General features: G+C 67.6%; 21 protein-coding genes. 12 read left to right on the forward strand and 9 right to left on the reverse strand.

Features of this window, described 5'->3' with window-relative positions:
* The first annotated feature begins 21 nt into the window (after positions 1-21).
* Positions 22-1035, forward strand: a complete 1014-nt coding sequence (locus AC37TH_RS09525; RefSeq protein WP_490764117.1) for an LCP family protein — start codon at positions 22-24, stop codon at positions 1033-1035.
* Positions 1036-1047: 12 nt separating this feature from the next.
* On the opposite strand, the gene AC37TH_RS09530 is transcribed toward AC37TH_RS09525, so the two are convergent.
* The 4 genes from AC37TH_RS09530 to AC37TH_RS09545 all read right to left on the reverse strand — a co-directional run bounded on the left by AC37TH_RS09530 (position 1048) and on the right by AC37TH_RS09545 (position 5824).
* On the reverse strand, positions 1048-1983 hold the full coding sequence (locus AC37TH_RS09530; protein WP_490764118.1) for an NUDIX hydrolase: 936 nt from the start codon (positions 1981-1983) through the stop codon (positions 1048-1050).
* Positions 1980-4178, reverse strand: coding sequence for an RNA degradosome polyphosphate kinase (locus tag AC37TH_RS09535; RefSeq protein WP_490764119.1), 2199 nt, complete (start codon positions 4176-4178; stop codon positions 1980-1982). Before AC37TH_RS09535 ends, AC37TH_RS09530 begins: the two co-directional genes overlap by 4 nt.
* Before the next feature lie 76 nt (positions 4179-4254).
* Positions 4255-5163 (reverse strand): mycothiol synthase, encoded by a 909-nt coding sequence (gene mshD, locus AC37TH_RS09540; RefSeq protein WP_490764120.1) that lies wholly within the window; start codon positions 5161-5163, stop codon positions 4255-4257.
* Positions 5132-5824 (reverse strand): response regulator transcription factor, encoded by a 693-nt coding sequence (locus tag AC37TH_RS09545; RefSeq protein WP_490764121.1) that lies wholly within the window; start codon positions 5822-5824, stop codon positions 5132-5134. The genes mshD and AC37TH_RS09545 overlap by 32 nt, the downstream gene beginning before the upstream one ends.
* A gap of 84 nt (positions 5825-5908) precedes the next feature.
* On the opposite strand from AC37TH_RS09545, the gene AC37TH_RS09550 reads away from it, so the two are divergent.
* The 3 genes from AC37TH_RS09550 (at position 5909) to ygfZ (ending at position 8115) form a co-directional block, all read left to right on the forward strand.
* Entirely contained in the window at positions 5909-6232 is a 324-nt protein-coding gene (locus tag AC37TH_RS09550; RefSeq protein WP_490764122.1) for a hypothetical protein, read from the forward strand.
* Between the two features lie 174 nt (positions 6233-6406).
* Entirely contained in the window at positions 6407-7003 is a 597-nt protein-coding gene (locus tag AC37TH_RS09555) for a nitrobindin family protein (protein ID WP_490764123.1), read from the forward strand.
* Positions 7003-8115: a CAF17-like 4Fe-4S cluster assembly/insertion protein YgfZ gene (gene ygfZ / locus AC37TH_RS09560; protein WP_490764124.1), complete on the forward strand. Its 1113-nt coding sequence runs from the start codon at positions 7003-7005 to the stop codon at positions 8113-8115. Before AC37TH_RS09555 ends, ygfZ begins: the two co-directional genes overlap by 1 nt.
* A gap of 80 nt (positions 8116-8195) precedes the next feature.
* On the opposite strand, the gene AC37TH_RS09565 is transcribed toward ygfZ, so the two are convergent.
* The gene (locus tag AC37TH_RS09565) at positions 8196-9026 is read right to left on the reverse strand and encodes a class I SAM-dependent methyltransferase (RefSeq protein WP_490764125.1); all 831 of its coding nucleotides are present in this window, start codon (positions 9024-9026) and stop codon (positions 8196-8198) included.
* Positions 9027-9066: 40 nt separating this feature from the next.
* On the opposite strand from AC37TH_RS09565, the gene AC37TH_RS09570 reads away from it, so the two are divergent.
* Entirely contained in the window at positions 9067-9816 is a 750-nt protein-coding gene (locus AC37TH_RS09570) for a phosphoglyceromutase (RefSeq protein ID WP_490764126.1), read from the forward strand.
* A 107-nt stretch (positions 9817-9923) separates the two neighbouring features.
* Here the strand turns inward: AC37TH_RS09570 and phoU are convergent, their stop codons facing one another.
* Entirely contained in the window at positions 9924-10580 is a 657-nt protein-coding gene (phoU, locus tag AC37TH_RS09575) for a phosphate signaling complex protein PhoU (protein WP_490764127.1), read from the reverse strand.
* A 189-nt stretch (positions 10581-10769) separates the two neighbouring features.
* Here phoU and AC37TH_RS09580 point away from each other — a divergent pair, with 189 nt between their 5' ends.
* Both AC37TH_RS09580 and AC37TH_RS09585 read left to right on the forward strand, forming a co-directional pair.
* On the forward strand, positions 10770-11921 hold the full coding sequence (locus tag AC37TH_RS09580; RefSeq protein ID WP_490764128.1) for a sensor histidine kinase: 1152 nt from the start codon (positions 10770-10772) through the stop codon (positions 11919-11921).
* Positions 11918-12601: a response regulator gene (locus AC37TH_RS09585; RefSeq protein WP_490764129.1), complete on the forward strand. Its 684-nt coding sequence runs from the start codon at positions 11918-11920 to the stop codon at positions 12599-12601. Before AC37TH_RS09580 ends, AC37TH_RS09585 begins: the two co-directional genes overlap by 4 nt.
* Before the next feature lie 87 nt (positions 12602-12688).
* Here the strand turns inward: AC37TH_RS09585 and AC37TH_RS09590 are convergent, their stop codons facing one another.
* The gene (locus tag AC37TH_RS09590; protein WP_490764130.1) at positions 12689-13195 is read right to left on the reverse strand and encodes a hypothetical protein; all 507 of its coding nucleotides are present in this window, start codon (positions 13193-13195) and stop codon (positions 12689-12691) included.
* Positions 13196-13360: 165 nt separating this feature from the next.
* Here AC37TH_RS09590 and AC37TH_RS09595 point away from each other — a divergent pair, with 165 nt between their 5' ends.
* The 4 genes from AC37TH_RS09595 to rlmB all read left to right on the forward strand — a co-directional run bounded on the left by AC37TH_RS09595 (position 13361) and on the right by rlmB (position 17603).
* Positions 13361-13843, forward strand: a complete 483-nt coding sequence (locus AC37TH_RS09595; RefSeq protein WP_021763858.1) for a CarD family transcriptional regulator — start codon at positions 13361-13363, stop codon at positions 13841-13843.
* The gene (gene ispD, locus AC37TH_RS09600; RefSeq protein WP_490764131.1) at positions 13844-15049 is read left to right on the forward strand and encodes a 2-C-methyl-D-erythritol 4-phosphate cytidylyltransferase; all 1206 of its coding nucleotides are present in this window, start codon (positions 13844-13846) and stop codon (positions 15047-15049) included.
* Positions 15050-15114: 65 nt separating this feature from the next.
* A complete protein-coding gene (gene cysS, locus AC37TH_RS09605; protein ID WP_490764132.1) occupies positions 15115-16548 on the forward strand; it encodes a cysteine--tRNA ligase in 1434 nt (477 codons plus the stop codon).
* The gene (gene rlmB / locus AC37TH_RS09610) at positions 16545-17603 is read left to right on the forward strand and encodes a 23S rRNA (guanosine(2251)-2'-O)-methyltransferase RlmB (protein WP_490764133.1); all 1059 of its coding nucleotides are present in this window, start codon (positions 16545-16547) and stop codon (positions 17601-17603) included. Before cysS ends, rlmB begins: the two co-directional genes overlap by 4 nt.
* 99 nt (positions 17604-17702) lie before the next feature.
* Here rlmB and AC37TH_RS09615 read toward each other — a convergent pair whose 3' ends face one another.
* Together AC37TH_RS09615 and AC37TH_RS09620 are read right to left on the reverse strand one after the other, a co-directional pair.
* Positions 17703-19007 carry a DUF4032 domain-containing protein gene (locus AC37TH_RS09615; protein WP_490764134.1) on the reverse strand — a complete coding sequence of 435 codons (1305 nt, stop codon included), beginning with the start codon at positions 19005-19007 and terminating at the stop codon, positions 17703-17705.
* 103 nt (positions 19008-19110) lie between these two features.
* Positions 19111-20205, reverse strand: coding sequence for an ABC transporter ATP-binding protein (locus AC37TH_RS09620; protein ID WP_490764135.1), 1095 nt, complete (start codon positions 20203-20205; stop codon positions 19111-19113).
* Between the two features lie 278 nt (positions 20206-20483).
* Here AC37TH_RS09620 and AC37TH_RS09625 point away from each other — a divergent pair, with 278 nt between their 5' ends.
* The gene (locus AC37TH_RS09625) at positions 20484-21389 is read left to right on the forward strand and encodes a DsbA family protein (protein ID WP_490764136.1); all 906 of its coding nucleotides are present in this window, start codon (positions 20484-20486) and stop codon (positions 21387-21389) included.
* Positions 21390-21396 lie beyond the last annotated feature (7 nt).

A 21396-nucleotide genomic window follows, 5' to 3' on the forward strand; every position in this document is an offset into this window, starting at 1 on the left:
ACTCTCGGAAGGAAAATCCTCATGGGCAGACGCTCTGCCACCCGTCGGAGGCGCCGGCTCTCGCGCGGCGCCCGCATCGCGCTCTGGATCGGCGGTGGTTTCGCCGGACTGCTTGGCGCGCTCGCCGTCGCCGTACTCATCTTCGTGATGAGTCTGTCCAGCGCCATCAGCTCGAACATCACCACGCTCTCCGCGAAGGAGTCCTTCCCGCAGGAATCCACGCGTCCGGCCGCGTCGGAGGACGGCAGCCGCACCATCCTGTTGCTCGGTTCCGACTCGCGAGGCGCGGTTGGTCAGGTCGCCGCGGAGGACGTCGACAATCAGCGTTCCGACGTGATGATGGTCGTGCGCATCGACGCGGACCGCAAAAACGTCGAGGTCATGTCGATTCTCCGGGACAGCTGGATCGAGATCCCTGGCCACGGCCGGGCGAAGGCCAACGCGGCGTTCTCCTGGGGTGGGGCGCCGCTCGCGGTTGCGACGGTCGAGAACCTGCTCGGCGTCCGCATCGACCACGTCGCATTGATCGGCTTCGACGGCTTCGCCGACATGACGGACGCCCTCGGCGGGATCACCGTGAACAACGCCGTGCCGTTCACCAGAAACGGCTTCGATTACGTCGCGGGCGAGAACCGTCTCACCGGCAAGCAGGCACTGGAGTTCGTCCGCGAACGGTATTCGTTCACAGACGGGGACTATCAGCGCGCGCGCAACCAGCAAGAGTTCCTGCGGGCGCTCTCTGCCCAGGCGATCAGCAGCAACACGCTCTCGAACCCGGAGCGCATCTTCTCATTCACGACCGCGGTCACCAAGCACCTCGCGGTGGACGAGTCCTTTACGCCGCAGGCGATGTTCGAGCTCGGCGTCAGCCTCCGCAACGTCCGGGCTTCGAATATCCACTTCTTCACGCTGCCGACCGTCGGCACGGGCATGGAAGGCGATCAGTCGGTCGTCTATCTCGATGAGGCCGCTTTACCAGGGGTCAGGGACGCGTTTCGCACCGATACGCTCCACGCGTGGGTCGCCAGCCACTGATCGTCGTGGCTGTCACGCGACGGGCGCGTACGTCTCGATCGAGATGATGCCGGAGGCGGGGTTGCTGGCCGAGAGGTGCACGATCGAGAAGCCGCCGGTGTCGAGGTCGGCGGCGTCGGAGAGATACGCGCCGGGCATCGTGCCGGTGGCGAGCGCGATCTCCCGCATGATCTCGGGGAGGACCGGGCCGTGGCTGCACAGCACGGAGGTCTTCCTGGACCGCACCCGCTTGCCGATGATGCCTCGTACCTCGCTGCTGCCGTCTTCGTAGGCGTCCTGGCTGATTCCGGGCTCGCGGCGCGGTTTCACCCCGGTGGCGGCGGCCAGCGGTGCGACTGTCGCGATGCAACGCACGGCGTCGCTCGTCACGATGCGCTTGGGCCGCCAGGCCGTGATCGTCGCCACGTCGGAGCAGGCCTGCTTGACTCCGCGGTCGGTCAGCGGACGGGACGCGTCCGAGCCGTCCCAGTCGCCGCGCGCAGCGGCCTTTCCGTGGCGGAGCGCGATGAGCGCGAACGTCGACGTCACCCCTTGACGCACCAGCTTCTCGAACGCGTCGAGGATCTCGACGTCGCGCTCGTAGGTGAGGTATCCACGCGCCTTCTTGAGCGTGACCCACTCGATGGCTGCGATCTCGGTGTTGGGGACGAACGTGGACTGTGCGATGGCCTTGTCGCCGACCTCGGCTGCCCAGAAGTGCACGATCTTCTCCCGGCCGCTAGAGATGGGGTATGTGGAGACGCCGAGCGGGACACCCAGTGCGACCTGCAGGCCGGTCTCCTCGTGGATCTCGCGCACCGCGGTCTGAGGAAGCGTCTCGCCGGGGTCGACTTTGCCTTTGGGGATCGTGACGTCGCCGTACTTGGTGCGGTGCACGACCAGCACCACGATCTTCTCGTCCACGACGCGCCAGCAGAGGGCGCCCGCGGCGTAGATCGCCCCGTTCACCGCCTCGATCCCGTGCGGGTGGAGCGCGGACGGTGGCTGATCTGCTGCATGAGCCTATTCTGAAGGTCGTCGAGGGGCTGGCCGTCGTCGTCGAGGTGGTGACGGGTCCAGGTGCCGTTCTCGTCCAGCGCCCACGCGGAGGTGCGCTCGTCGAACGCGCGGTCGAAGAGTGCATCCAGTTCGGCGAGATGGGCGGGATCGGTGAGACGCACCAGCGCTTCGACGCGGCGGTCGAGGTTGCGGTGCATCATGTCGGCGCTGCCGATGTAGACCTGGGGGTCGCCGTCATTGACGAAGGAGAAGACGCGCGAGTGCTCCAGGTAGCGGCCGAGGATGGACCGCACACGGATATTGGAGGACAGCCCGCTCTGCCCCGGCCGTAGTCCGCAGATGCCGCGCACCCAGAGGTCGACAGGCACGCCGGCCTCGCTCGCTCGGTAGAGCGCGTCGATGATCGCCTCGTCGACGATGGAGTTCAGCTTGATCCTGATGCCGGACGGCTTGCCGGCCGCGGCGTTCGCCGTCTCGATCTGGATGCGCTTCAGCAGTCCCTTGCGCAGGTGCAGCGGTGCGACGAGCAGCCGCTTGAACTTCTTTTCGATGGCGTAGCCGGACAGCTCGTTGAAAAGCCGGGTGAGGTCTTTGCCCACCTGGTCGTCGGCGGTCAGCAGCCCGAGGTCTTCGTAGATGCGGGACGTCTTGGGGTTGTAGTTGCCCGTGCCGATGTGGCTGTAGTGCTTGAGGACACCCTTCTCCTCGCGGATGACCAGGGCGAGCTTGCAGTGGGTCTTCAACCCGACCAGGCCGTAGACGACGTGCACGCCGGCCTTCTCGAGCTTGCGCGCCCAGGAGATGTTGTTCTGCTCGTCGAAGCGCGCCTTGATCTCGACCAGGGCGAGCACCTGCTTGCCGGACTCGGCGGCGTCGATCAGCGCCTCGACGATGGGGCTGTCGCCCGACGTGCGGTAGAGGGTCTGCTTGATCGCGAGCACATGCGGGTCCGCCGCCGCCTGCTCGAGGAACGCCTGGACGCTCGTCGCGAACGATTCGTACGGGTGGTGCAGCAGGATGTCCTGCCTGCCGACGGCCGCGAAGATGTCTGGCTTGGCATTCGGCTCGCTCGGCATGAGCTGTGCGGCGGTGGTCGGGACGTGGTTGGGGTAGTGCAGATCCGGACGGTCGATCTTCGCGAGCACGAACAGGCCGCCGAGGTCGAGCGGCGACGGGAGGCGGTAGACCTCCTGCTCCGTGACGTCGAGTTCGCGCACCAGCAGTCCGAGCGTGACCGGATCCATGTCCTCGGTCACCTCGAGCCTGATCGGCGGTCCGAACCGGCGGCGCAGCAGTTCGCGCTCGAGCGCCTGGATGAGGTTCTCCGTCTCGTCCTCGTCGACCTCGACGTCTTCGTTGCGCGTGACCCGGAACACGTGGTGGTCGAGGATCTCCATGCCGGGGAACAGGTCGCCGAGGTGGTTGGCGATGAGGTCTTCGAGGGCGATGAAGCGCATCTGGTCGACCGTCTCGCGCTGATCGATGCGCACGAACCGCGGGAGCATCTGCGGCACCTTGAGGCGCGCGAACTGCTCCTTGCCCGTGCGGGAGTTGCGGACCCGGATGGACAGGTTGAGCGAGAGCCCGGAGATGTAAGGGAACGGGTGGGCGGGGTCGACCGCGAGGGGCATCAGGACGGGGAAGATCTGCTGGGAGAAGATCTCCCGCATCTGCGCCTTGTCCGCGTCGTCGAGCTCGCCCCACTTGGCGACCGTGATCCCGGCAGCTTCGAGCGCCGGGAGCACCTCGTCGCGATAGACGGCGGCGTGCCTGCTCTGTAGTTCGTGCGCCTTCTCGGAGATGTCGGCGAGGACGTCGACGGGCGCTCGCCCGACGTTGGTCGGGACGGCGAGGCCGGTCGCGATGCGGCGCTTGAGACCGGCGACGCGCACCATGAAGAACTCGTCGAGGTTGGTGGCGAAGATGGCGAGGAAGTTCGCGCGCTCAAGCACCGGAAGGGTCGGGTCTTCGGAGAGTTCGAGGACGCGCTGGTTGAACGCGAGCCAGCTGAGTTCTCTGTCGAGGTATCTGTTATCTGGCAGATCGGGGTCAGGTTCGTAGACGAACGGCGTGAAGTCGTCGTCGAAGTCGCTGCCGAAGCTTCCGCTCAGCCCGTTGTCCAGAAGGATGTTCTCGCCGTCCATCACAACATCATTGCACCGTGCGACCGGCCGCGGCACCGCGCCAGGTTAACTGTGGATAAATGGTCCCTGTGGACGGTCAGAGCGATCGGCGGTACTGGACGTCGACGGCGCGCTCGGCGAAGCCGGCGGAGCGGAAGAGCTGAACTGCCGCGATGTCGTCCGCCTCGACGGACACAATGGCCTCCGTGCAGCCGCGCTCGGACAGCCGTGCCATCCCGGAGTGCAGTAGCGAGCGGCCGATCCCGCGTCCGGCGAGCCCAGGATCGACCCCGAGAACGTACAGTTCACCGGCGTCCCTGACGCCGTCTCCCGCTCCGACGCGCACCCAGACGTATCCGACCAGGCGACCGGACGCATCCCGCAGCAGTTGCGCGTCGCCGGCGTCGAACCACGGCTCGGCCACCCGTGCGGCCAGGTCGCCGACGGTCAGTCGCCCCTGTTCGGGATGCGTGTCGAAGATCCGGGCGTTCAGCTCCACCCACTCCTCGTCGTCGACTCCGGCCAGCATCGGGGTGAGGCGGAGTCCGGGCGGCAGCTCGACGGGCGACGGCGTATCCGCCAGGGCGGCGCCGAGGTGCAGGACCGTGCGCTCCGCGAAGAAGCAGTGCTGCTCGGCCAGCCGTCGCGCGGCGGGATGGTCGCCGCGCGACCACGCGGTGAGGGTGCCGCGCACCGTCGCCAGCAGCCCGCGCAGGGCGACCCCGCCGTACCCCATCCCCCGGAACAGCGGGTCGATGACGAAGTCGAGCTCTCCGCGTCCCAGGATGGCGGCGCCCACTTCCCGCGACACCGGCTCGCCGTCCACTGGCCGGGTGGTCGTCACCAGGACGGGCGACCGCCTGCCCGACTCCAGGTCGAGCCTGGCCTGCTCGGCGAAGGGATCGAATCCGTCGACGTCGACGGCCGCGGCGGCCACCCCGTAGAACGCGTCGCGCTGTGCAGGATCCCCGAGGTCAGGAACGGACAGACGAAGGGAGTCGGTCATTGTCGTCTTCGTACACGTTGAACCGGTATCCGACGTTGCGCACGGTCCCGATCAGCGATTCGAGGTCGCCGAGCTTGGCGCGCAGTCTCCTGACGTGCACGTCGACCGTCCTGGTTCCCCCGAAGTAGTCGTATCCCCAGACCTCGCTCAGCAGCTGCTCGCGGGTGAACACCCGCGACGGGTGCGTCGCGAAGAACCGCAGCAGCTCGAACTCCTTGAACGTGAGGTCGAGCTGGCGGCCATGCGCCTTGGCGGAGTAGCTGGCCTCGTCGATGGTCACACCGGACGCCTGGATCTTGGTTTGCGCGTGTTCCTGCGTCTGGCGCCCGATGGCCAGCCGGATGCGCGCATCCACCTCGGCGGGCCCGGCGGACTCGAGCACGACATCGTTGACGCCCCAGTCGGCGCTGACGGCGGTGAGGCCGCCCTCGGTGAGGACCAGCAGCATCGGCACGGTGATGCCGGTGGTGGTGAGGATCTTGCACAGCGATTTGGCGCTCGCGAGGTCGCGGCGCGCATCCACGAAGATCAGGTCGCAACTCGGAGCGTTGACCAGCGACGCGGGCTCGGCCGGGATCTGTCTGGTGCGATGGCTCAGGAGCGCGAGGGAGGGGAGGACCTCCGCGTCTGGCGCAGAGGTGAGTATCAACAACTGCGCCACTCAAGCCTCCTGAACGTGCTGTGCCGTAATGCTACCGGAAATGCTGGTGAATCCTTTTCCTGCGGTTCGGTGCAGAATGGTGGGGTGAGCGACAGCAGCATGGGTCCAGCCGCAGCGGCCGACGACGTGATCGGTCTCTCCAAGGGCGCCAGATACGGGAGTGTCGGGGCTGTCTGGGCGCTCGCCCTGATCTTTGCCGTGCTGATCGGTGTCATCTCGCCGGCGGACAAGTATGCGTCGTGGCTGTCCCTCGCGCTCGCCGGGTGCGTCCTGCTCGGGCTCGTCGCCCAGCTCGCGACCCAGCAGAAAGACGGGTTCGTGAACAGGCTCGCCGCCACGGTGACGGGGTCGTTCGTGATCCTGGGCGTCGTCGGCGCGATCCTCGGGATCGTCGCAGCGTCGCAGTAGCCGCGCAGGTCGCCACAGACCGGCCGCGCACTGGTTAGACTGCTCTTATGCTGGTTGCCCTCGAACTCTTCTTCGTCGGACTCCTCGGTCTGGCGACGCTCGCCATCGCCGGAGTCTCCGTGGTCGTCGTCTACAACCTTTTCCGGGGCCAGCGCTAAGCGCTTCACGACTCCCATGATCGAGATCCCCACCGATCTGCCCGCCGAACTGGTTCCGCTCTCCTGGTTGCTCGGAGTGTGGGAGGGCACAGGTGTGCTCGACTACGCGGCCGGAGACGACCACACCGAACTCGAATTCGGCCAGCGCATCAGCTTCAGCCACGACGGCCAGCCATACCTCAACTACTCGTCCACCACCTGGGTGCTCGACGAAGCCAGCACGCCGCTCGCTGCTGAGACCGGATACTGGCGGCTCAGCCGCACGCTCATCGAGGGCGACGCCGGTCCGGCGATGCTGCCAGGTCAGGGCGCCCAGCCGTTCTCGACGGCACAGTCGGTCGAGACCTTGCGCAACTCCCACGGCGGCTTCGACATCGACGTGTCGATCATCCACCCGGACGGCGTGAGCGAGCTCTACCTCGGCCAGGTGAACGGCCCCCGCATCGACCTGGCGACGGATGCGGTGGTCCGCACCAAGGGCGCCAAGGAGTACACGGCGGCCACCCGCCTCTACGGCCTGGTCGAGAACCACCTGCTCTGGGCGTGGGACATCGCCGCGCTCGGCCAGGAACTGCGCACGCACGCCTCCGCCCGTCTCGCGAAGGCGGAGTGATGACCGACTCCCCGTTCCTGTCGCTTCCCGGCGCCGTCGACCTCGCGGACGCCGGGGTGCCAGCGCACTACGGCAGTCCGCTCACTGAACAGCGCGCCCTCGTGGACGGCACGGCCATCGTCGACCTCTCCGACCGCGCTGTGCTCACCATCACCGGCCCCGACCGGCTCAGCTGGCTCAACTCGCTGACCAGTCAGAGCCTCACAGGCCTCGCGCCGGGAGAGTCGACAGAGACCCTGCTGCTCGATGTGACCGGCCGCCTCGAACACGCCGTCCGCCTCGTCGACGACGGTGAGACGCTCTGGATGCTCATCGACCGGGCAGAGGCCGAAGGCCTCCTCGCCTGGCTCGACAGGATGCGCTTCATGTTGCGCGTCGAGCTCGCCGACCGCACAGCCGACCTCGCCACCATCGGCACCCTCGGCGACCCGGCTCTGCCCATCGCGGCGCCGAACGGGGTTCCGCTGATCTGGCACGACCCGTGGCGGGCGGTGACCCGCGGCGGCCACCAGTACGCGCGGGGCGAGCATCCTGGTGCGTCGTGGACGTGGAGCGAGCGACTGGTGCCCCGGGATGCGCTTGCGTCCATCGCCACGCGGGTGACCGCCGGTGAGTTCCCCGCCGCAGGGACGCTCGCGGTCGACGCGCTGCGTATCGCCGCCTGGCGTCCGCGGTTCGCGACCGAGGTCGACGAGAAGACCATTCCGCACGAGCTGGACTGGCTGCGCACGGCCGTCCATCTGAGCAAGGGCTGCTATCGCGGGCAGGAGACGGTCGCCAAGGTGCACAACCTGGGCCACCCGCCCCGGCGCCTGGTGATGCTGCACCTGGACGGTTCGGAGGGCGTGCATCCGGTGCGTGGCGCCGTGGTGTCGTTCGACGGCAAAGAGGTGGGCACCGTGACGTCGTCTGCCCTGCACTACGAGCTCGGGCCGATCGCACTCGCCGTGGTGAAGCGTTCCACCCCCGCAGAGGCGACCCTCGTCGTCGACGCGGAGGGCACCGCCGTCTCCGCAGCGCAGGAGACCATCGTGCCACCGGAGGCCGGGGCAGAGGCGAACGTTCCGCGCCTGCCGCGCCTCGGCGCCGTCACGCGCCAGCCGCGCCCGTAGCGCGCCGCCGAATTATCGAGTGGTCCCGAATCGCCGTGCGCACCCGTGCGCCCACGGCAATTCGGGACCACTCGATGTGGTTACCAGGCGAAGTCGCGCGGGGCGACGGCCGACCAGTCGACGGTGAGTTCGCCGAGCCGCCAGCGGGTGCGGCCGCCGCGCACCGGCCAGCCGGCGTCGCGGATACCCTGGGCGACGGCGATCCAGCGCTGGGTCGGCCCGTACGCCGCCAACGGCGAGTGGATGCGCCACAGCCGGTCGAGGTCGAGCATCAGCCGGTGCACCGGCTCGCCGGGCACGTTGCGGTGGATGAGGATCTTCGGCAGCCGCTCGGCGACGATCGAGGGCGCCTCCAGCTCGGCGAGCCGGAGCGAGACGCTGAGATGCTGGGGGCCGTCCGCCGTGACGTCGACCCAGGCGGAGATGCGTCCGATCTCGTCGCAGGTGCCGTCGACCAGCACACCGGCAGGCTGCAGCCGCGAGACCAGCCTGCGCCACGCGGGCACGACCTCGGCCTCGTCGTACTGCCGCAGCACATTGGAGGCGCGGATCACCGCGGCCAGGCGTCCGTCGGGCACCGGAACCTCGAAGCCGCCAAGCGCGAACCCGATCCGCGCATCCTGGGCGAAGCCTGTCGTCCCCGCACGAACGGCGGCCAGCTGCTCGCGTGCCGTCGCGACGCGGCCAGGCTCGATCTCGAGGCCGAGCACCTCCACCTCCGGTCGCGTCTTCGCCAGACGCTGGTGCAGTTCGAGAGCCGTCACGCCACTCGCGCCGTAGCCCAGGTCGACCACAAGGGGGTCCGCCGTGCGGCGCAGCACAGGGAGCGTCGCGATCCAGCGGTCGACGCGACGCAGCCTGTTCGTGTTGGTCGTGCCACGGGTGACCGTGCCGATCGCGCCGGATGCCATGCGTCCAGTCTGCCAAACCTGAGGCGATAGATTAGAGGGCATGTCCGCGCCTCACACTTTGATCCTCCTCCGCCACGGCAACAGCGAGTGGAACCAGAAGAACCTGTTCACCGGCTGGGTGGACGTCCGCCTCAGCGAGCAGGGCGTCGCAGAAGCCAAGCGTGCCGGCGAGCTGCTGTCCGAATCCGGCCTGCACCCCGACGTGCTGTACACCTCCGTGCTCACCCGCGCGATCCAGACCGCCAACCTCGCCCTCGAGGTGGCCGACAGGCTCTGGATCGACGTCAAGCGTTCCTGGCGTCTCAACGAGCGCCACTACGGTGCGCTCCAGGGCCTCGACAAGGCGGAGACGCTGGAGAAGTACGGCCCTGAGCAGTTCCAGCTCTGGCGCCGTTCGTTCGACGTCCCGCCGCCGCCCCTCGACGACGACAGCGAGTGGTCGCAGGCGCACGACCCGCGCTACGCAGGTCTCGGCGACGACCTGCCCCGCACCGAGTGCCTCAAAGACGTCATCGACCGGATGCTGCCCTACTGGGAGTCGGACATCACGAAAGACCTCGCCGCGGGCAAGACCGTGCTGGTGACCGCGCACGGCAACTCGCTGCGCGCCCTGGTCAAGCACCTCGACGGCATCTCGGACGACGACATCGCCGAGCTGAACATCCCGACCGGCATCCCGCTCGTCTACCAGCTCGACGAGGACTTCCGCCCGATCGCTCCCGCCGCCTACCTCGATCCGGAGGCCGCCGCCGCCGGTGCCGCCGCGGTCGCCGCCCAGGGCAAGAAGTAGCCCCGCCCCTCACCAACCCCAACACTCGAGCCCAGGCTTCTTCCGCTTAAGAATCGCTCTTAAGGGGAAAAGCCTGGGCTCGATTGCTTGGAAGTCGCGGGAGCGCGCTAGGAGGCGAGCTCGGGGGCCCAGTCGCCGGTGGCGAGGTACTGGACCTTCTTGGCGATCGAGACCGCGTGGTCGGCGAAGCGCTCGTGGTAGCGGGAGGCGAGTGTGGCATCGACCGTGTCGACGGCCTGACCCTTCCAGGTCTCGCCGAGGACCTTGTCGAAGACGCTGACGTGCAGCTCGTCGATCTGGTCGTCCTCGTTGCGGATCTCGTCGGCCAGCGCGAGGTCCTGGGTGCGGAGCAGTTCGGCGAGCTTCTGCGCGATCAGCACGTCGAGGCGCCCCATCTCAGCGAAGGTCGAACGGAGGCTCTTCGGAACGACCTTGTCCGGGAAGCGGTAGCGGGCGAGCTGTGCGATGTGCTCCGCCATATCGCCCATACGTTCCAGTGAGGCGCTGATGCGCAGCGCGCTGACGACGATGCGCAGGTCGCGGGCGACCGGCTGCTGGCGGGCGAGGATCTGGATGGACAGCTCGTCGAGGAGCACGGTGAGCTCGTCGATCTTGTTGTCGTTGGCGATGACCTCTTCGGCGAGGCTGACATCGGAGTTGTTGAACGCCTGCGTCGCATTCTGGATGGAGATGACGACGAGTTCCGCGATCTCGACGAGACGGTCCTGAACTTCCGCCAGCTCCTGCTGGAATACTTCACGCATGGGGTGTGGTCCTTCCTGGCGTGCGCACGCACGCGGGATGCGGGGTCTTCTGACCCCGTGAGCATGTTCCCTTCGCCAGGTTAACGGTTGGTGCCGTGCGCCTGAACACTGTCTAAAGTACCCGCGAAAACACCCGGCCGCTGGGGGATGCGTGCATTCGGCTCTTTACGTATCCCATACGCTTGCCTCATGGACTCCGCCTGGTTGGTGCTGCTGTCTCTGGCACTCGGCCTCGTGGTCGGCGCCGGATTCGTGTGGATCCTGCATATCGCCGCGAGACGGGGCGATCACGCCGTGCAGGTGGTGAGCCCGACGGTGCCGGACGGCGTCGATCAGGTGATGGATGCGCTCGAATCCGCCGGGGTCGTGCTCGACCCGTCGAACAACGTGATCAAAGCGTCGCCGGGCGCGCTCGCCATCGGGCTGGTCTGGAACGGCGCCCTCGTGCATCCGCACCTCGTCGAGCTCGTCGACCGGGTGCGCAGGACGGGCGATCCGGTGACGGAGGAGTGCGAGCTAGCTCGCGGTCCGTTCGGCGATGCGAACATCAACCTCAGTGTGCGCGTCGCCCGGCTCGGCAGCCGGTATGTGCTGCTGCTCGCCGAGGACCGCACCGAGTCGTTCCGGCTGGACACCGTGCGGCGCGACTTCGTCGCCAACATCAGTCACGAGCTCAAGACGCCGATCGGGGCGGTCGGTCTGCTGGCCGAGGCGCTTGACGGCGCGTCCGACGATCCGGACCAGGTCCGCCGTTTTGCGCACCGGCTCACCCAGGAGGCACATCGCCTCGCTCGCATCACGCAGGACATCATCGAGCTGAGCAGGCTGCAGGCCACGGATGCGATCGGCAACGCGCAGCGCATCAGCGCGAGGTCCGTGGTCAGCGCCGCGATCGACCAGAACAAGGTCGCGGCGGAGACCCGCGGCATCGAACTCGCGGTGCGCGGTGACAAATCCGTCGAAGTGATCGGCAACGAACCGCTGCTGGTGACCGCCGTGCACAACCTGATCTCCAACGCCATCCAGTACTCTCCGGACGACTCCCGCATCGGCGTCGGCGTGCGCGTGATCGACGGCGTCGTCGAGATCGCCGTCACCGACCAGGGAGAGGGGATTCCGGAGGACGACCTCGACCGCGTCTTCGAGCGCTTCTTCCGCGTCGACCAGGCGCGCTCCCGCAACACCGGGGGCACGGGACTCGGGCTCGCGATCGTGAAGCACGCCGTCCAGAACCACGGCGGAGAGGTGCGCGTCTGGTCGCAGCCAGGCCGCGGCTCGACGTTCACCATCCGGCTGCCGGAAGCATCCACTGTTCGTCCCCCGATAGGAGACCCAACGTGACATCCATCCTGCTCGTCGAGGATGAGGCCGCTCTGAGCGAGCCGCTCGCCTACCTTCTCAAGCGCGAAGGCTACGAGGTGACGGTCGCCGAAGACGGGCCCACCGCGCTGGCCGAGTTCGACAAGGACGGGGCCGACCTGATCCTGCTCGACCTGATGCTCCCCGGCATCCCGGGCACCGAGGTGTGCAGGGAGATCCGCACCCGCTCGTCGGTTCCCATCATCATGCTGACGGCCAAGGATTCGGAGGTCGACATCGTGGTCGGGCTGGAGCTCGGCGCCGACGACTACGTGACCAAGCCGTACTCGTCGCGCGAACTGCTCGCGCGCATCCGGGCGGTACTGCGGCGCCGGGTGGAGGCCGAAGAGGCGATCGACGACGCGATCCTGGAAGCCGGATCGGTGCGCATGGATGTGGACAGGCACACCGTGCAGGTCAACGGCTCCGAGATTTCCATGCCGCTGAAGGAATTCGAGCTGCTGGAACTGCTGCTGCGGAACGCAGGACGCGTGCTGACCCGTGGTCAGCTGATCGACCGGGTGTGGGGGAGTGACTACTTCGGCGACACCAAGACGCTGGATGTGCACATCAAGCGCATCCGGTCGCGGATCGAGGAGAGCCCCTCCGAGCCGGCGATGCTGGTGACCGTGCGGGGGCTCGGCTACCGCTTCAACGCGTAGAAACCACAACGACTCCGGACTTCTTCCCGCTGCGCTGACGCGCCACGGGAAGGAGTCCGGAGTCGTTTGTGTGTTGAGCGGGGAACGCTACTTGGCGGCCGGGAGGATGGTCGGCGGCACCAGATCGGCGTATTCGGGGAGAGCGCCGTCGAGGACGGGCACCTTGAGGTTGAGGCCGGTCACGTCTCCGTACTGGAAGTAGACGGAGTAGAGGCTGCCGGGCTTGGCCTTGAAGTTGGCGAAGAAGATGTTGTTGCTGGAGGCAGACTGCGGGTCGTTGCCGAGCTGCTTGACCTGGCCGGGCTTGACCGTGACGTGCGCGGTCGCCGCGCTCTGGTCGCCGCCCTGGATGGAGAGGTCGATGCTCTTGGTGTCGTTGTTGACGAGGGTGACGACCAGGTTGCCCACGGTGCCGTCTTTCGCGTCGGTGATGATGATGGCGTTGCGCACGTCGATCTCGCCGACGTTGCCGCTCACCCCGTCGCTGGCGTCGTAGTGCTTCGTGGTGGCCTGCGGTGCGAGGAATCCGCAACCCGCCGTTCCGAACGCGACTGCCAGAGCAAGGGCGATGGACGCTGCGAAACGAGCTTTCACTGAGTGACCCTCCAGATCGTTCCGCTCGGCCTGCGAATGCGCCGTGTGAGAAAGCGGAATGCGGTACGAGTTTAGCGCATGCGCACGGGCGCTCAGGCGCGCGAAGGCGAACCTTAGCATGTGCCTCATGTGGTATCCTATTAGTTGCTGAAGGGACATCAATCTATGCTTTTCGAGGTTGGCGAAACCGTCGTTTACCCCCACCACGGTGCTGCGACTATCACCGAAGTCAAGAAGAGAATCATCAAGGGTGAAGAGAAGCTGTACCTCAAGCTCAACGTGACCCAGGGCGACCTCACAATCGAGGTGCCCGCTGAGAACGTCGACCTCGTCGGCGTCAGGGACGTTATCGGCAAAGAGGGTCTCGACCGCGTCTTCGAGGTTCTGCGCGCTCCGTTCACCGAGGAGCCCACCAACTGGTCCCGCCGCTACAAGGCGAACCTTGAGAAGCTCGCCTCCGGCGATGTCATCAAGGTCTCCGAGGTCGTCCGCGACCTGTGGCGTCGCGACCAGGACCGCGGCCTGTCCGCCGGTGAGAAGCGCATGCTCGCGAAGGCTCGTCAGATCCTGATCTCCGAGCTCGCTCTCGCCGAGAAGACCGACGACGAGAAGGCATCGAGCCTGCTCGACGAGGTTCTGGCCTCCTAGGTGTCGCCCCGTGTCGCGGTGGTGATCGTCGCCGCCGGCACTGGATCGCGGCTGGGTGCTGAGCTCCCGAAGGCATTCGTGCCTCTCGGGGGCTCGACCCTGCTCGAACGGTCGGTTCATGCCGTCGCGGGAATGAGTGAAGAGTCGCAGGTCGTCGTCGTGGCACCCGCCGAACTCGTCGGGGACGCGAGGGAACTCGCATCCCGGGCGTTCGGTGCACCCGTCACGGTGGTCGCCGGAGGATCGACGCGGCAGCAGTCCGTCGCGTCCGGAATCGCCGCACTCGACGCCTCCGTGGAGGTCGTCCTCGTGCACGATGCCGCTCGCGCGCTCACGCCGGCGGCACTGTTCGATGTCGTCGTGGCCGAAGTGGATGCGCGCGGCCACGGTGTCGTGCCCGGACTTGCCGTCAGCGACACCATCAAGAGGGTCGGCGCCGACGGCGAGATCCACGAGACCGTCGACCGGTCCGTGCTCTCCGCGGTGCAGACTCCGCAAGGCTTCCCACGTTCCGACCTGGAGGCCGCGTACGCCGCGGCCTCGTCGGACGAGACGGACGACGCCGGGCTGGTCGCAGCCTCCGGAGGCGCTGTCTCGGTCATCGCGGGCGACGCACACGCGTTCAAGATCACCACGCCGTGGGACCTGCGGCGGGCCGAAGAGCTGCTGGCCGGTCCCTCCGCCGGGCATGCTGCTGGCGCGCCGCGGATCGGTTTCGGAACGGACACCCACGCCTTCGACCCTGCGGCCGACCTCTGGCTGGCCGGCCTGCACTGGCCGGGAGAAGCGGGGCTCGCCGGTCACAGCGACGGCGACGCCGTCGCCCACGCGATCACGGATGCGCTGCTCGCCGCCGCGGGACTCGGCGACATCGGCGGCGTGTTCGGGACGAGCGACCCCCGATTCGTCGGAGCGCACGGTTCGGTGTTCCTGACCGAGACGCGTCGGCTGGTCGAACAGGCTGGATTCCGGATCGGGAACGTGTCCGTGCAGCTGGTCGGGAACCGGCCGAAGTTCGCACCGCGCCGACAGGAAGCGGAGGCGTTGCTCGGCGGCATCCTCGGCGCTCCGGTGTCGGTGTCGGCGACCACGACGGACGGCCTCGGCTTCACCGGTCGGGGTGAGGGGATCGCGGCGTTCGCCACGGCTCTCGTCCTCCAGAGCGCTCGTCCGCCTGGTCCGTCCCTCCACAGCCCCAGGGCTTGACGAGTTACTGACATGTTCGATCGCTCGCGCAGCACCCGCGCGGCCCGGCCCGTAGGCTGTATGCCGTGACTGTGCGACTCTACGACACGAAGGCCGGTGCCCTTCGCGACTTCATCCCCCTCCGCGACGGCGAAGTGGGGATCTACGTCTGCGGTCCCACCGTGCAGTCGTCCCCGCACATCGGCCACCTCCGTTCGGCACTCGTCTACGACCAGCTGCGCCGGTGGCTGAGCTACCGCGGCTACCGAGTGACCCTGGTGCGCAACGTCACCGACATCGATGACAAGATCCTGGTCAACGCCGCCGCCGCGCGGGAGTCCGGGAGCGCGGAGGAGTGGTGGGCGCTCGCCTACCGGTTCGAGCTGGAGTTCACGGCCGGGTACACGGCGCTCGGCGTGCAGGCGCCGACTTACGAGCCGCGCGCGACGGCGAGCATCCCGCAGATGCAGGAGATCATCGCCCGCCTAATCGAGCGCGGCCACGCGTATGCCGCGGCAGACGGCTCGGGAGACGTGTACTTCGACGTGAAGAGCTGGCCGAGCTACGGCGAGCTGACCAGGCAGAGCATCGACAACATGGAGGCCGCGGCCGACGCCGACCAGCGCGCCAAGCGCGACCCGCGCGACTTCGCCCTCTGGAAGGGCAGGAAGAGCGACGAACCGGAGTCCGCCTCCTTCCCGTCGCCGTGGGGCGACGGCAGGCCGGGGTGGCACATCGAGTGCTCAGCCATGTCGCGCCGCTACCTCGGACCACAGTTCGACATCCACGGCGGAGGGCTCGACCTGCGCTTCCCTCACCACGAGAACGAGATCGCGCAGTCGACGGCTGAAGGGGATGCGTTCGCCAATTACTGGGTTCACAACGGGCTGGTGAACGTCAACGGCCAGAAGATGAGCAAGTCGCTCGGCAACTCGGTCTACGCGGCCGACCTGCTCGGCGCCGCGCGGCCCCTGGTGGTGCGGTACTACCTGGGATCGGCGCACTACCGGTCCACCATCGACTTCCACGACGGGTCGCTCGACGAGGCGGAGGCGGCGCTCGAACGCATCTCCGGGTTCTTCGAGCGCGTCGACCGCCGGCTCACCGGCACCCGGTTCGCCGGAAGCGGCGTCGAGACGGTTCCGGAGGCCTTCGCCGAGGCGATGGACGACGACCTCGCCATCCCGCAGGCCATCGCCGTCCTGCACGACACCGTGCGTTCAGGAAACGCGGCACTGGATGCGGAAGACTTGGAGGCCGCAGCCTCTGCTCGCGGGCATGCGCTCGCAATGGCAGAGGTGCTCGGCATCAACCCGCTGTCGCCGCAGTGGAACACCGCAGGATCGGCGGCGGCGGACGCCGCCCTCGGCAAGCTGGTGCAGCGGCTGCTCGCCGACAGACAGGCAGCCAGGCAGGCGAAAGACTTTGCGGCAGCAGACCGCATCCGCGACGAACTGACGAGCGCGGGAATCACCATCGAAGACACCCAGACGGGGTCGCATTGGAGCATCGAATCATGAAGAACTCGGGTGGAAAGCCCCGCGCCGGGGCCGTGAGGAAGAGCCGCAAGGGTCCCCAGGTGGGCTCGGGCGGACAGGGCAGGCAGGCGCTCGAAGGCAAGAAGCCGACGCCCAAGGCGGAGGACCGGCCGTACCACCCCGCAGGCAAGGCGAAGGCGGCACGTGAGCGCTACGTCGCGGCCGGCGGGCGTGGCAAGGCCGGCGACGGTCGCGGGCAGGGCTCCGGCCAGGGCCGTGGGCGCGGAGACACCACCCCGCGTGGTGCGTCCGGTGCTGCTCGTCGTGCCAAGACGGGCGACGAGAGCGAGATCGTCACCGGCCGCAACTCGGTCGTCGAGGCGCTGCGCGCGCACATCCCGGCCAGCACGCTCTACATCGCAGCGCGCGTGGAGATGGACGAGCGGGTGAAGGAGATCCTGTCGATCGCCACCGGTCGCGGTCTCCCGATCCTCGAGGTGATGCGTCCGGAGCTCGACCGCCTGGCCGGGAGGGACTCTGTGCACCAGGGCGTTGCGCTCAAGGTTCCGCCGTACGAGTACGCGCACCCCGCCGACCTGCTCGACCTGACCATCCGCAAGGGGGAGACGCCACTGTTCGTCGCCCTCGACGGCATCACCGACCCGCGCAACCTCGGAGCGATCATCCGTTCGACCGCAGCGTTCGGTGGCCAGGGCGTCATCGTTCCGCAGCGACGCTCGGTGGGCATGACGGCGTCGGCATGGAAGACCTCGGCGGGCGCCGCCGCGCGCACGCCCGTCGCCATGGCGGCCAACCTCACCCAGACGCTGAAGGCGTTCAAGGAGGCCGGTGTCTTCGTGCTCGGACTCGACGGAGGCGGCGACGTGTCGCTTCCCGGCCTGTCGTTCGCCGACCGGCCCGTTGTGATCGTGGTCGGTAGCGAGGGCAAGGGGCTGTCGCGCCTGGTCACCGAGACCTGCGACGCGATCGTCTCCATCCCGATCACGGCGACCACCGAGTCGCTGAACGCGGGAATCGCCACCAGCGTCACCCTCTACGAGATCGCGAAGCTCCGCGCGGAGGGCACAAAGAAGTAGAGCACCGCGAAGTAGGGCACCGCGAAGTAGGGCACCGCGAAGTAGAGCACCACGAAGTAGCGGCGGTCGCGCCTCCGGCCGCGCCGCCGTCGCCCGGCGTCAGACCTTCGAGCGCCAGTCGTCTGCGTCGTCCTCGTCGTCGGAGCCCAGCTCCGAGGCGATGATCGGGATGCTGATGGTCTCGGTGGGCGGGGCGATCACGGTCGCCTCGTCGCGGCGGTGGCGCAGGATGTCGTTGATGTACGACGTCAGCGCCTCGGCGAGAGGGACGTCTCTGCCCTCGGACTGAGACATGAACCAGCGATGTTCCAACAACTGGTGGAACACCTCGGCCGGCTCCAGCTTGCCCTTGAGGTCGACCGGGATGGCCCGGATCACCGGTTCGAACACGCGCATCAGCCACTCGTGCGCCATCGCCTCCTCATCGAGGCCCTGTTTGCCGAGGGTGGCCGCATAGGAGTCCAGGTCGTTGAGCAGGCGGCGGGCCTGGTTCTCCCCGGTGTCGAGACCGGTGAGGCGCAACAGCCTGCGCTGGTGATGGCCGGCATCCACCACCTTCGGCTGGATGCGCACGGTCGTGCCCTCGTCGGACGTCTTGATCGCGAGCTCCCCGATGTCGAACCCGAGGTCGTTGAGCCGGTCGACACGCTGGTTGATGCGCCAGCGCTCCGACGACTTGAACGACTCGCTTCCGGTCAGTTCCTTCCACAGCGACCGGTACGCCGCGACGATGCCGTTGGAGACCTTGATCGGGTCGAGCTCCTCGTCGACACGGCCGCCGGCCTCCAGGTCCATCAGCTCACCCGCGATGTTGACGCGCGCGATCTCCAGGTCGTTCTCGCGCTGGCCGTTCGACAGGCCGCCATCGTAGAGCTGGCCGGTCTCCGCATCCACCAGGTAGGCGGCGAACGCCCCGGCGTCACGACGGAACAGGGTGTTCGAGAGCGAGACGTCGCCCCAGAAGAAGCCGACGATGTGCAGGCGCACCAGCAGAACCGCGAGCGCATCCACCAGGCGGGTCGCGGTGTCAGGACGCAGGGTCTGCGAGAAGAGCGCGCGGTATGGCAGCGAGAACTTGAGGTGCCGCGTGACGAGCACGGCCTTCAGCGGATCGCCCTCGTCGTCTGTGCGGTTCTTGATCACGGCGACCGGGTCGACGCAGGGGATGTCGAGGCGTTGCAGGGTGCGCAGCATCTCGTACTCCCTCGTGGCCATCTCCGCCGTGGTCTCCTTGATGGCGATGACGTAGCCGGAGAGGTTCGCGAACCGCACGAGGTGCCGGGAGATGCCCTTCGGGAGCACAGCGATGTGCTCGCTCGACCACTCGTCGAGCGGAAGGTTCCACGGGAGGTCGAGGAGAGCAGGATCGACGGTCGCTGCGGTGATGTTGAGGGAGCCGGCCATGATGAAAACCTATCGGATGCGGGTGGAAGCGCTGCGGGGCGCCGGAAAAGAACAGTGCCGCAGTCCGGGACGGACTGCGGCACTGTCAGGTTGCGTTTCGACCTCAGTCGACGACGGCACCGCCGAGGCGCTCGCCGTTCTCCGCGTGGAACGCGTGGACGTGACCCGGCTTCGGGGTGATGTACACGGTGTCGCCTGCGTTGGGGTGCATGCGACCGTCGACACGACCGACGATGTCGGTGCGCTTGCCGTCGATCTCGGAGTGACCGTAGAGGTAGCCGTCGGCGCCGAGCTCCTCGACCAGGTCGACCGTGACCTTGAGGCCGGTGTTCTCGGTGGTGGAGACGACGACGTCTTCCGGGCGGACGCCGATGGTGACGGACGGGCCGGCGTTGGCGATGATGTCGCGCTCGATCGGGACGACCGAGCTGCCGAACTTGACGCCGCCGTCGGTGACGTCGGCCGAGAACAGGTTCATGGCCGGGCTTCCGATGAAGCCGGCGACGAACACGTTGTTCGGCTGCGCGTACAGGTCGCGCGGGGTGCCGACCTGCTGCAGGACGCCGTCCTTGAGGACCGCGATGCGGTCACCCATGGTCAGGGCCTCGGTCTGGTCGTGGGTGACGTAGACCGTGGTGACGCCGAGACGGCGGGTGAGCGAGGCGATCTGGGTGCGGGTCTGGACGCGGAGCTTGGCGTCGAGGTTCGACAGCGGCTCGTCCATGAGGAACACCTGAGGGCTGCGAACGATCGCGCGGCCCATCGCGACGCGCTGACGCTGACCACCGGAGAGTGCCTTCGGCTTGCGGCCGAGGTAGGGCTCCAGGTCGAGCAGCTTGGCGGCCTCGAGCACGCGGGTGGCGCGCTCGTCCTTGTTGACGCCGGCGATCTTGAGCGCGAAGCCCATGTTCTCTGCGACGGTCATGTGCGGGTAGAGAGCGTAGTTCTGGAAGACCATCGCGATGTCGCGGTCCTTCGGGGGAACGTCGGTGACGTTGCGCTCTCCGATGAAGATGTTGCCGTCATTGACCTCTTCGAGGCCGGCGAGCATACGCAGCGAGGTGGACTTTCCACAGCCCGACGGGCCGACGAGGACGAGGAACTCGCCGTCTGCGATGTCGAGGTCGAGTGCATCCACTGCTGGGCGGTTGGAACCCGGGTAAAGACGGGTTGCCTTGTCATAGGTGACTGACGCCATTGTTTTCTTACTCCTTCACCGGCAGGTACGTGCCGGACGATCCGTTGTGAATGGGTAGGTGGAACTGTCATCCTGAGGCGACGGTGCCACGACCCCATAGTATGACATCGGCGACGGCGTCGTGACCAGACGCGGGCCCTCGGGCTCCGGTGGCGTTCAGCCGGTGTCTGGGCGATTCCCAGACTGCCGAATTACGATCGACCGGTTGCGTGCAGCGCGCGCGAGCGAACACTGCTCCGAATGCAGTGCCCCCAGCGATTCCCCCGAAAGTGACATTCATGACCGACGGTCCCGACGACAGCCGCCCCGCGAACGAACGGCGCGAGGCAGCCAGGCAGAAAGCGCACCAGCTGCGCACGAGCCAGCAGCGCAAGGATCGCAGGAACAAGACGTTGGTGGCAGGCGGCATCGTCGTCGGTGTGCTCGCCGTCGTCACGGTCGTCGTGCTGATCATCGTGAGCGCGATCCGCCCGACGGTCCCCGGCCCCAAGAACATGGCGAGCGACGGCGTGCTCATCGGCGCCGGACTCAAGGTGAAGCCGACGCCTGCCCTCGCGGCCGACGCCAAGCCGATCCCCTCCGCGCCCGACCCCACAGGCAGCGTCGTCGACATCCGCGTGTACGCCGACTACCTGTGCGACCTTTGCGGCGACTTCCAGCGCACCAACCTCAAGCAGCTCGAACCGCTGGTCAGAGACGGCGCTGTGACGATGGAGGTGCACCCCGTCGCCATCTACACCAGCCACTCGGCGGGCACCAAGTATTCGCTCCGCTCCGCCAACGCCGCAGCCTGCGTCGCGAACTACTCGCCGAACGCGTTCTGGAAGTTCAATTCCGGGATGTTCATGGACCAGCCCAAGGAGGGCGGCCCCGGCCTCACCGACACGCAGATCAAGAAGCGCGTCAGCGCAGCGGGAGCCTCCAACACCTCGGACATCTCGTCGTGCATCGACGACGGGCGCTTCAAGACCTGGGTGACCACGGCGAGCGACCGCGCGCTGAGCGGCCCCATCCCGAACTCGACGGTCAAGAAGATGACCAACGCGCTCCTGGTGCTCGTCAACGGCAAGCAGTACACGGGCTCGCTCACCAGCGCAGCGGACTTCAAGGCGTTCGTGCTGCAGGCGCAGGGCGACCAGTACTCCTCGACCGCGACGCCGACGCCGAGCCCCAGCGCCGGCTGATCGCGCT

The sequence above is a fragment of the Leifsonia sp. McL0627 genome (assembly GCF_058244615.1).